This is a genomic window from Gordonia sputi NBRC 100414 (assembly GCF_000248055.1).
Taxonomy (GTDB): Bacteria; Actinomycetota; Actinomycetes; order Mycobacteriales; family Mycobacteriaceae; genus Gordonia; species Gordonia sputi.
Genome location: NZ_BAFC01000071.1, coordinates 1 through 10,556, shown reverse-complemented (window position 1 = coordinate 10,556; position 10,556 = coordinate 1). Strand labels below are relative to the sequence as shown.

Sequence of the window (10,556 nt, the reverse complement as noted above, 5' to 3'; positions counted from 1 at the left end):
GGCCGTGGCCTTGGCCTGCGCCTGCCCCGCCGCGCTCAGCGCCCGCCCCGCGCATCGATGACCACCACCGGTATGGTGGCCGCCGGTGCCGGCTATGCGGCCGCGTCGCTGTCGTGCACCTTCGGGGTGCTGCTCGCCGTGATCGCCCAAGCCCAGGCCACCGCCGGATGGGCAGCGCTGCTGGTGGTGTTCGCCGTCTACGCCGCCGGGGCCGCGACGGTCTTGCTGCTGGTCAGCCTCGCCACCGCCGCGGCGGGCACCGCTGCCACCCGCTACCTCGCGGTGCTCGCCCGCCACGGCACCCGCATCACCGCCGTCGTGCTCGTCGCTACCGGCGCCTACCTCGTCTGGTATTGGTGGCCCGCCGCTATCGGCAGTACCGGTGGTGCCGCGATGGGCTCCACCGCCTGGTCCGCCGCGGTGAGCATCTGGATTCAAAACCACACCGGCACGGTCATCATTCTCGCCGTGGCGGCCGTGGCCGCCACGCTTGCCGCCACCGTCGTTGCCCGCAACACCCAGGCCCGACACCGCGACGCCACCCCCGACAACGACTGCTGCGCCCCCGCACCCGCCACAATCGAGGAGAAACACGCGCGCTGACCGCGCCGACCGGTCGACTGCCGTACCCCTTCCAGAGCGATTCGATCGAGGAAAGGCACCGAGCACATGAGCGAACGCTACGACACCCTGGTACTCGGCGGCGGCATGGCCGGCCTGCCGCTCGCGCTGCGCGCGGCCCGGCACGGCCGCGTCGCGTTCGTGGAGAAAGAACTGCTCGGCGGGACCTGCCTCAACCGCGGCTGCATCCCCACCAAGACCATGATCGCCTCCGCCGCCGTGGCGCACCAGGCGCGCCGCGCCGCCGAATTCGGGGTCCGCCTACCCGGACCGGTCACCGTCGATTTGGCCGCCGTGGTCGACCGCAAGAACACCATCGTCGACTCCATCCGCGCGGGCTCCTACCGCACCGTCGAGAAATCAACGGACCTCGACTTCTACCACGCCACAGGACATTTCACCGCACCCCGCACACTCACCGTCGACGGCACCGACCTGACCGCCGACCGGATCTTGCTGGTCACCGGCACCCGCAGCACCATCCCCGCCATCGACGGCCTCGACACCGTCCCCTACTTCACTTCCCGCACCCTGCTGGACCTCACCGACCTGCCCTCACATCTGCTCGTCGTCGGCGGAGGCTACGTCGGCTGCGAGTTCGCCCAAATGTTCCGGCGATTCGGCTCCGAGGTCACCCTCATCCAACGCGCCGACCGGCTGCTGCCCGGCGAGGACCCCGACATCTCCGCCGCCGTCAGAGAGGGCATGACCGCCGACGGCATCACCGTGCTCACCGGCACCACCTGCACCGCGGCCACCGGCACCACCGGGAACATCCGGCTCGGCTGCACCGGCAGCGAAGCCGACGACATCACCGGCAGCCACCTGCTGATCGCGACAGGACGCACCCCCAACAGCGACAATCTCGGCCTCGAGTACCTCGGTCTCGAACCCGACCCACAGGGCTTCCTCACCGTCGACGCCTCCCTGCGCACCGACGCCGAAAATGTTTGGGCGCTCGGCGATCTGCGCGGCGGGCCCATGTTCACCCACACCGCCCGCGACGACGCCGACATCGTCTACCGCACCATATTCCGAAGCCAGGACCGCACCACAACCGGGCGCATCGTGCCGCACGCGGTGTTCACCGACCCCGAAGTCGGCGCCGTCGGGCTCACCGAACCTGCCGCCCGCGCCGCCGGCTACGACGTCGTCGTCGGGCGCCAGGACTTCACCGGCGTCGTGAAAGCCCGCGCCATCGGCAACACCCGCGGCCTGGTCAAATTCGTCGCCGACGCCGCCACCGACCGTATCCTCGGCTGCCACATCGCCGGACCCGACGGCGGGAACCTCGTTCACGAGGCCGTCATCGCCATGACCACCGGCGCCACCTACACCCAACTCGCCCAAGCCATCCACATCCACCCCACCCTCGCCGAAGCGGTCAACACCGCCGCCGGCGGCGTCCACCGCGAAATCGGCGCATAGACACCCCATGAGCATCGCCCGGTACTCGGGTGAGGCCATTTTCCGACTGCCACGGATAACACCCTGTTATCTGTAGCATCATGACATCCGGCCTGCGCCGACTCCGCTCCGGCGGTGCGCGACGCGGACCTGTTATCTGCGGCAAGCCCAGTGAGGGAGGTACCACCGTGCCGTCCGGGATCACCGTCCGCGCCGCCGGCGACAGCTTCCTCGACTCGATCGGCTCCCCGAACACCCGCCGCGCCTACGGCATCGCCGTCGACAAGACCACCGCCACGCTCGGCGAGACCCGGCGGCTGGCCGACGTCGCCGACGATGAGATCGGTGAAACCCTCGAAACCCTGTGGGGCTCCTCAGCAGTCAACACCTGGAACGCCCGCCGCGCCGCGGTCGCGTCGTGGCTGGCGTGGTGCCGCGAGCACGGCCACACCGCCCCGGCGGTCCCGGCCTGGGTGAAACGCTCCACTCCACCGGACTCCACCACCCCGGTGCACTCGCGCACCGCGATCGACCGGCTCATCGCCCGCCGCGACATCGACCTCCGGGAGAAGACGCTGTGGCGGATGCTCTACGAAACCTGCGCCCGCACCGAGGAACTGCTCCAGGTCAACATCGAGGACCTCGATCTGGCCGGGCGGTGTTGCCCGGTGAAGTCCAAGGGCGCCAAGCCCCGCACCCGCCGCCGCGGTGCCACCTACCACGAGTACGCGCACGAGCTCGTGTACTGGGACGCGGGCACCGCCCGGCTCCTGCCACGCCTCACCAAGGGCCGCACCCGCGGACCGCTGTTCGTCACCCACCGCCGACCGGGCCCCGGAAAGGCCGCCGCCGACCGGGACATCTGCCCCGACACCGGGCTGGCCCGGCTGTCCTACGGCCAGGCCCGCGCCGTGCTGGATGCCGCCACCGCGACGAATGGGCCCGGCACCGGTTGGGATCTGCACGAACTTCGGCATTCCGGCCTGACGCATCTCGGCGAGGCCGGTGCCAGCCTGGTGGAGCTGATGGCCAAGTCCCGCCACCGCAAACCCGAGAACCTACGCCGCTACTTCAAACCCTCACCGGCAGCCATGCGCGGCATCACCAGCCTCATCGGCCCCGACCGCAGCCACCGATAGCGGCCACCAACAAGAGCGTCCGTCTACCCGCTGACCAGGCACTACGCGAACTTCGTTGTTTTTTGCGCCATTACTACCGTGACCCCTCAACGCCGTAGTCGCAGTCGCGGCCGCGACGTTGAGTTTTCACGCATTGGCAGACCTGGCCTCGCTGACCGGAGTGTTCCCAGGCTGGCTCCCCATCCTGTGGCCGCTGGTCGTCGATGTCTTCATGCTCCAGGCGAGTCTGTCGCTCGTGGCGTCCGCTGGTGCACGTGGCGTGTCCCCCGTGAACCGGTCCGGTTGGTTCTAGAGTCCTGATTGCCCTGATGAGGGCGCGAAGGGACGATAGGAATCATGGCGGGACGTAAGCGTCACTCGGCCGAGGACATCGTGCGCAAGCTGCGCCGAGCTGATGAGTTGGCCGCGGAAGGTAAGACCGGTGAGGAGATCGCCGCCGACCTCGAGGTGTCGGCCGCGACGTTGTACAACTGGCGCCGCCAGTACGGCGGCATGGACGGCGACGCCGCCAAGGAACTCAAAGAGTTGCGCGATCAGAACAGTCGGCTCAAGCGACTGCTCGCCGACGCCGAGTTGGAGAAGGACGCGCTGCGGGAGATTGCGCGGGGAAAATTCTGAGCCCAACTGCCAAACGCGCCGCCATAGACATGCTCAAAGCTCGCATGAACATGTCAGAACGTAAGGCGTGCAGGGTTGTTGGGCTCGCCCGCTCCGCCTATCGGCAGCTGCCGCAAGCTCAGACACCTGCAGATTCCGACGCTGGCCTGCGTGAGCAGCTACGGACCTATGCCCGCAAGAACCCTCGTCATGGGTTCCGTCGGGCGTGGGCGTGGTTGCGTTTCGACGAGGGCGACACCGTCAACAAGAAGAAGGTGCACCGGTTGTGGAAGGAGGAAGGGCTGCAGGTACGCCGGGCGCCTCGCCGCAAGCGGGCGGGCCAGTCGTCGGTGCCGGTCGTGGTCGCTGATGCGCCGAAAGTGGTGTGGGCATTGGACTTTCAGTTCGACTCCACCGTCGATGGACACAAGATCAAGATCGCCTCGATGGTCGATGAACACACCCGGATGTCGTTGCTGAACATCGTCGATCGCTCGATCACCGCGGAGCGGTTGATCGAGGAGCTTGAGAAGGTTTTCGCGATCTGGGGTGGCCCGCCGATGGTGCTGCGTATGGACAACGGCCCCGAGTTCATTTCAGAGGCCCTCCGAGCGTTCTGTGCAGGGTCGGTGGGGATCTCCTACATTCCGCCCGGCACACCGTGGAACAACGGGTTTATCGAGTCGTTCAACAACCGGCTGCGCGACGAATGCCTCAACCGCAACTGCTGGCCGACGTTGCTCGAGGCCCGTGTAGTCATCGCCGACTTCAAAGACGACCACAACCATCGGCACCGCCACTCGGCACTGGGCTACCAGACCCCGGCCGAGTACAGTGCCGGATGCACCCACCGGCATCACCCCGTGGGCTGCGAGATCGACTGATCAACTGCAAGTTAGGAACTGGCTCTAGAACTGACTGGACCGGTTATCGGGGACCTGCCACACGTGATCACCATGCGCGCCGGTACCACTGGACGATGCTCGCCGTCTGGTCGACCGTCAGTCTCGTCGCGAACTTCTATCACGCCATCGTCGTAGCCTCTGGCGCACTCCCGGCCGTCGTGTCAGCCAGCATCGCTGTCGTTACTGGTACGTAGCGCTATTAGAACCGGCAGAATAGCTGCGATCAGGGTTTCGGGTGCAGAACGCGGTGCGTGTGTAGGCGGACGGGCGGCGACGTCGATGCCCAGCTTCCAAGTCGACTAGGTGATAGATGCAACATCGACCGCAGATGAAGTCGTGGCTAGCCGCAGCAGCACTGAACAAAACCGTGATCTGGCGTAGTGATGTCGCCAGTTGGACCGCGCATTCTCTGGCGGCGGCCTTCGTCGCTGAGCAGGGCGCTCGGTAATCCTCCGGTGGTCGACGCCTGTATGTGCAGCGAAGTCGTCGACAATAGCGCCTAGTTAGTCGCCGGGTTGGCCCCCTTGAACTGGAGCCTATTCGGCCTGCGGCGAGTCGGATTAGCCCTCCCTGGGGTATAACAACTGCGTCGTTTGCAACACGAACTCAGCGTGAATGGCGGGTAGTACTCGCGGCGACATTTAACCCCTCGGCTCGCACCGGAACTATTGGACACCGCTCCTATTGATCCGAAACACGTTTCCTTCTGGATCACGCAGAACTGCCTGCCGCGCACCGTAGTAGGTCAGATACGGTGCTTTGACTAGCGTGGCACCAGCGGTCAACGCGTCAGCTACGAGCGTGTCCACTGCCGCTTCGTCAGCGGTTTCAAACGTCCAGAATGAGGCCGAGCTGTCACCGATGATCGTCTCCGGAGGCAGACTGAGAAGTTCGAGTGCCCCCGGAGTGTGAAACCCAAGAGTAGTGCCGCCTACGCGCAACGCTCGAAAGTGCTCTGACGCGAGTTCTTCGATTTCTGGCAGAGAAAATACGGTCCCATAGAACGATGCTTGCGAGATGAAGTCGCTGCAGATGATGCTGACAAAAGACAGGGATATGTTCTGTGTAGTCATGAGTCTCCTAGCTGACGGGCGCTCCCGCGTTGGCGGCCGCGCACAAGCGGTTTGACCTGAACGAAGGCGAGATTCGGTCGGGTATAGAGAGCAGTGGGTACTTGATCAGCTGACCGTCGCGGCTTGAGCACGCCGACGGAGATACTCGCCGGCCTCGATCGCGGGCAGGTCTGTGTTGACTCCGACGGGTGCGGGCATCGGCTCTACGACGGCGTCAACGTTGGCGTCGCAGAACTGGATCAGCGAGATGAGTTCTTCCTTTGGTGCTTGGTCTTGTGGCGGCAAGACCCGATGGCGGGTCGAGCGCCAGCGGTCGCCCGTCCAGCGGGCCATTAGGTCACCGATGTTGATCACGAGTGCTCCTTCGACAAAGGGCGCGTCGAACCACTCTCCATTGCTCTCGACTTGGAAGCCGCCGTAGCCTACTTGGCGGTCGAGGAGGGTGAAAATGCTCCAGTCAGTGTGTGGGCCGACGCGGAACTGCCCTTCCTTCGGCGCACCGGCCTCCTCAAGCGAGGGGTAGCGGTTGATGTTGAGGGTTCGGGTTCCACTGGAGGTGCGTTCGATGAACCACTCTGCACCAAGGTCGAGCGCTTCACCGCAGATGCGAAGCAGGTCGTCGTACAGTCGGTACATTTCAGTCATGTAGCGGGTAGCGCACTGTTGGAGTTCGGGGACTTCCGTTGGCCACACGTTGGGCCGGAACCAATACTTGTCGAGGGCGGGGTCACCAGTAAGGTAATCGCGCCCGATGGTGTAACTCTCTTTCATGTCGGGCTTGTTGGAGTCCGAGTCCTCGCCGTCGAAGGAATTGGCTTCCTTGCCACTCGGCAGCCACCCGCGGCCGCCGACTGAAGTCTCATACTGCGCTTTTACTGAGGCCGGAAGGGCGAAGAACTTTTTGGCAGCAGCACGCAGCTCGGTTCCCAGCGTGGGTGCGACTCCGTGATTGGCCAGGAGCAAGAATCCGGACTGCTGGAGCGCCTGGTCGACCTCTGCGGCGACCGAGCGCCGAGTCTCGGCGTCACCGGTTTGCCAGGAATTCAGATCAACGAGTGGTATGAGCGGTGCGTTCATGTGGAGGTTCCTCGATTTTTTGGAGAGTAGGAGTGTGGTGAGTGAGTGCCGTTTCTGCATCAATGCGGTTTTTAGGAGCGATCCGCCTTGCTTACTGCGGCGAGGACGCGCGATGCTTCGCGAACTGCAGCGGTGTTGGCTTTTCCTTGCTGAGAACCGGCAAGTTTGGCTTTAATGTGGTCACGCACGAGGATCGGCTCGTAGGCAAGCCCGTTGTCTGCTTCGAGATGACTGGGCAGAGTGACAATGGTGGCATCGATGTTGCCGTCGTGGAAGAACGCAACCGAGCGTCGACGCTTGATCGTTCCGTCGACGATCGGCGGCTTCACGCGGTGCAGCGTCGACATCCAGCGGTCATTGGTCAAGCGTGCGGTGAGGTCGCCCAAGTTGATCAGAAGTGCGTCATCCATGGGCTGAACATCGTGCCAGTTTCCAGTTCCGTCAAGTACCTGCAAACCGGGCACTTGATCGGCCCAGAGGACTGTGACGAGGCCAAAATCTGTGTGTTCGCCCATGCCGGTTAGGTCACCGTCCAGGTTGACAGTGCCTTCGGGCAGTGCGTAGTTGTTCATTCGGAGAACGTCGACAGAATGGTCGGTGAGGAACTCGAAGTAGTCGCTGGGCAAGCCAAGCGCATCGGCGAAGACTGTGGTCAGGGTGCGGGCGACTCGGGATGCGTGCGCGTAGTACGCCTCTACATTGGATCTGAAGCTACTCAAGGTCGGCCAAACGTTGATGCCGTAATCGTCTTCGGACAGGTTGAGTTCCGGAAATGATCTGGCCTCGGCACCGACGTTGAAGGCCTCGAAGAAGTCGTTCATTCGGGTTGCTGATTCTAGGCCGAGGCTCAGTCTCAGCGATTCACTTTTAGGCGGCGTGTATCCCCTGTTGCCATCGACTCGGTAGGTTCGTTTTTCATCGATCGGCAGGGCGAAGAAGGCGTCTACTGCATTCCGCAACCCGTCGATCGCTTCGTTGGGGATTCCGTGTCCGAGAACCTGGATGAAACCTACAGTCGAGCAGGCTTGGTCGAGCTGATTTGCCACTTCAGCTTTGGCTTCAGGCGTGCCGTTTGTGGTGTAGGCGGTGATGTCGACGATCGGGACTTCAAAATGATCGTTGGTGTCAGGGGTTAGCATGTTGATTCTCTCCGTCGGTTGTGGTTGCGCGTGCGTCTGCGCTGATGTTGGACATTGCCCTGCGTGCGCTGTCGCCGAGTGCTGTGTGGTTGAGAATGAGGTTCAGTGTGAATGCAGTGATGGCAGCGAGGGTGATGCCGCTGCCGAGAACAATTTGAATTGTGTTCGGGAACTTTCCGAATATTCCTGGTACGAAGGTGGGCAACATACCGACACCGACAGTGACCGACGCTATAGTCATATTGATAGGATCACCCAGATCGATATGGCGGAGAGTGTTGATGCCCACTATCGCCACGACGGCGAACATGATCAATCCGACCCCGCCAATGACGGGACCCGGTAGTCCTGCTACGAAGGCTCCCAGCTTCGGCACCATTCCGAGAGCGATGAGGATAAGCCCGCTGAAGGCAGTGACGTAGCGGCTGAACATCCGCGTAGTCGCCACGGCACCAACATTGTTGGTGTAAACGGTATCTGTGAATGCATTGAAGATGCCGCCAATCACGCCCGAGACGGCATCACCAGTGAGTCCACGCGCGAGATCGCCACGACTGATCGACTTTCCAGTAATCTCACTGAGGGCCAGAATGCTGGCGGTTGACTCAGCGAATACGACAACCATCACGATGGTCATTGAAACCACGGCAGTGAGCGGAAACTGGGGGGCCCCGAAATGGAATGGTTGAGGAATTCCGAACCACGAGCTGGAGCGCACAGCATCAAGGTTGTAGAGCCCAAGAGGTAGAGCAATCGCAGTACCGGCAATGAGCGCAATCAGTATGGCCAGTTGGCGCCACATACCACGGCCTAGGCAAAGTACCGCGACGGCTATCACGATGACGACAACTGCGAGGCTGATTTTCCCAGGTGAGGCGTAGTCCGCTGCTTTAGAGTCGTCTCCAACAATGAGGTTGCCGGCGACGCCGATCAGCGAGAGTCCGACAACGGTGAGTACAGCACCCGTAACTAACGCGGGGAAGAATCGCAGAAGCCTGGCGAAAGCCCAGGCAAGCGGAACTCCGATAATGCCGCCGAGGATCATGGAGCCGTAGACCGCTGGCATCCCGTACTCGTGAGCGATGAGGATCATTGGTGTCAGCGCAGTGAATGTGCCTCCGCAGATGACCGGCAAGCGGACACCGATGACTCTGCCGATACCGAGACTCTGAACGACAGTTATGGCTCCCGAGACGAGCAAGTCTGCTGAGATCAGGATCCCGATATCGGTGGCGTCGAGTCCGACTGCTGCGCCGAATATCAGCGGAACGCTGACGCATCCGGCGTACATGATCAGGACGTGCTGGATACCGAACATCACGAGCTGTGAGATTGGTGGGCGGAGGTCGACAGGATTGGCGCCCGGCGGGGACTGCGGCGCTGTGAGAGCGGGCATGGGATACTCCAATAGGGAGGCAGATGCTTACCTGGAATATTCTCCACACGAATATTTCATTCTCTCTATCAGTATAGTTTCGTTGGTGTTTCTGAGGTTGCCGTTGCGTTACCTGTCCGCGATCTGCCGTGGTTCAGACAGCTCGGAGACTGCTACCTTGCGTGTGTGGATGACGACGATCAGGCAATACTTGCGCGATCCCTGGGCTCATCGATTCGAGCCGCTCGCAAGAGCGCGGGATTGACCCTGTCGGCACTTGCAACCAGCACTGATCTTTCGCAGCCGTTCCTCAGCCAAGTAGAGAACGGCAACACAACCCCAAGCGTGATCAACTTGCACAGGATCGCTCAGACACTGGGAACTACAGCCCATGATCTGCTCGAACAGAGCAACCGCATACCTGTGAAAGTGGTCCGGAACGGGGAAGCGCGACGCTACAACCTCGGGCCCGACGCCGTGGTCCGGTTCTGCGTGGGCGGAACGCGACTTATGGATTGCAACGAAGTGACTGCCGAGCCGCATAGCTCCGCCGAGGCAGCAACAAGTCACGCCGGGGAAGAATTCGTTTACGTCGTGATGGGCGAGGTCCGCCTCAACATTGGTGGGCAGAGTGTCGTGCTTCGCTCCGGCGACACCGTCTACTACTCGGCGAGCGTGCAGCATCAATGGTTCAACGACACCGATGAGACCGCCGTCTTCCTCTTCGTCGGCACGCCACCATCCTTCTGAAATGCGCGGCGGTCCGCACTACAAGCTGACAGCAATCAGGGGGACGCGATCCGCGCTACCCGAGAAGGGCCTCAGAGCGCCTGCCGTTGGGCGAACGCGCCTCCGGCAGAGAGTTCTGACTGGTCTTCGTGCGCGTCGAGGTGCTATGTCAACGCCGTTGTTCGACGGACCCGAATTGTCCTGTCCAACGCGAAATCCACTCCGGGAGATAGGCCCAAGTCGCGAGGTGTGACACGCCCTGGGAATCTTGGAGACTCCTGACCTTGGAAACGAGGATGCAGGTATGGCCACAGGATCGCCGTCAGGGAAGAAGCCGACCAGCCGTCGGTACAGCTCAGAAGAGAAGGCTGCCGCGGTCCGCATGGTCCGTAGTTTGCGGGCCGAACTGGGCACCGAGCAGGGCACCGTCTCACGGGTAGCTCATCAACTGGGCTACGGAGTGGAATCGGTCCGCTCCTGGGTGCGCCAGGCCG

The 10,556-nt window shown here is 62.7% G+C and carries 8 protein-coding genes and 3 pseudogenes; 7 read left to right on the top strand and 4 right to left on the bottom strand.

The window, feature by feature from the left end; genetic code table 11:
* The 5 genes and pseudogenes from GOSPT_RS11810 to GOSPT_RS11790 form a co-directional block, all read left to right on the top strand.
* Positions 1-603: pseudogene (locus GOSPT_RS11810) on the top strand (cytochrome c biogenesis CcdA family protein); the annotation flags it as partial.
* 66 nt (positions 604-669) lie between these two features.
* Entirely contained in the window at positions 670-2,049 is a 1,380-nt protein-coding gene (locus GOSPT_RS11805) for a dihydrolipoyl dehydrogenase family protein (RefSeq protein ID WP_005206419.1), read from the top strand.
* Positions 2,050-2,216: 167 nt separating this feature from the next.
* Positions 2,217-3,167, top strand: a complete 951-nt coding sequence (locus tag GOSPT_RS11800; RefSeq protein ID WP_005195278.1) for a tyrosine-type recombinase/integrase — start codon at positions 2,217-2,219, stop codon at positions 3,165-3,167.
* Between the two features lie 103 nt (positions 3,168-3,270).
* Positions 3,271-3,459, top strand: a pseudogene (locus GOSPT_RS23150) (DUF2637 domain-containing protein); the annotation flags it as partial.
* A gap of 44 nt (positions 3,460-3,503) precedes the next feature.
* Positions 3,504-4,648 (top strand): IS3 family transposase gene (locus tag GOSPT_RS11790; protein ID WP_085941940.1). Its coding sequence is split into 2 segments (ribosomal slippage): positions 3,504-3,780 and positions 3,780-4,648, totalling 1,146 coding nucleotides; the frame shifts between segments, so codons are not numbered across the junction.
* A gap of 686 nt (positions 4,649-5,334) precedes the next feature.
* On the opposite strand, the gene GOSPT_RS11785 is transcribed toward GOSPT_RS11790, so the two are convergent.
* The 4 genes from GOSPT_RS11785 to GOSPT_RS11770 all read right to left on the bottom strand — a co-directional run bounded on the left by GOSPT_RS11785 (position 5,335) and on the right by GOSPT_RS11770 (position 9,354).
* Entirely contained in the window at positions 5,335-5,742 is a 408-nt protein-coding gene (locus tag GOSPT_RS11785) for a VOC family protein (protein WP_005206417.1), read from the bottom strand.
* Positions 5,743-5,847: 105 nt separating this feature from the next.
* Positions 5,848-6,819 (bottom strand): isopenicillin N synthase family dioxygenase, encoded by a 972-nt coding sequence (locus tag GOSPT_RS11780; RefSeq protein WP_039855795.1) that lies wholly within the window; start codon positions 6,817-6,819, stop codon positions 5,848-5,850.
* A 71-nt stretch (positions 6,820-6,890) separates the two neighbouring features.
* On the bottom strand, positions 6,891-7,958 hold the full coding sequence (locus GOSPT_RS11775) for an isopenicillin N synthase family dioxygenase (RefSeq protein WP_005206415.1): 1,068 nt from the start codon (positions 7,956-7,958) through the stop codon (positions 6,891-6,893).
* On the bottom strand, positions 7,945-9,354 hold the full coding sequence (locus tag GOSPT_RS11770; protein WP_005206414.1) for a uracil-xanthine permease family protein: 1,410 nt from the start codon (positions 9,352-9,354) through the stop codon (positions 7,945-7,947). The genes GOSPT_RS11775 and GOSPT_RS11770 overlap by 14 nt, the downstream gene beginning before the upstream one ends.
* Before the next feature lie 165 nt (positions 9,355-9,519).
* On the opposite strand from GOSPT_RS11770, the gene GOSPT_RS11765 reads away from it, so the two are divergent.
* Together GOSPT_RS11765 and GOSPT_RS23145 are read left to right on the top strand one after the other, a co-directional pair.
* On the top strand, positions 9,520-10,083 hold the full coding sequence (locus GOSPT_RS11765) for a helix-turn-helix domain-containing protein (RefSeq protein ID WP_039855792.1): 564 nt from the start codon (positions 9,520-9,522) through the stop codon (positions 10,081-10,083).
* Positions 10,084-10,366: 283 nt separating this feature from the next.
* Positions 10,367-10,556, top strand: a pseudogene (locus GOSPT_RS23145) (IS3 family transposase); the annotation flags it as partial.

What these genes read in the sequence shown, in the direction of transcription:
- GOSPT_RS11805 (WP_005206419.1), top strand. Translation starts at nt 670, where the DNA reads ATGAGCGAACGCTACGACACCCTGGTACTCGGCGGCGGCATGGCCGGC.
- GOSPT_RS11785 (WP_005206417.1), bottom strand. Translation starts at nt 5,742, where the DNA reads ATGACTACACAGAACATATCCCTGTCTTTTGTCAGCATCATCTGCAGC.
- GOSPT_RS11780 (WP_039855795.1), bottom strand. Translation starts at nt 6,819, where the DNA reads ATGAACGCACCGCTCATACCACTCGTTGATCTGAATTCCTGGCAAACC.
- GOSPT_RS11775 (WP_005206415.1), bottom strand. Translation starts at nt 7,958, where the DNA reads ATGCTAACCCCTGACACCAACGATCATTTTGAAGTCCCGATCGTCGAC.
- GOSPT_RS11770 (WP_005206414.1), bottom strand. Translation starts at nt 9,354, where the DNA reads ATGCCCGCTCTCACAGCGCCGCAGTCCCCGCCGGGCGCCAATCCTGTC.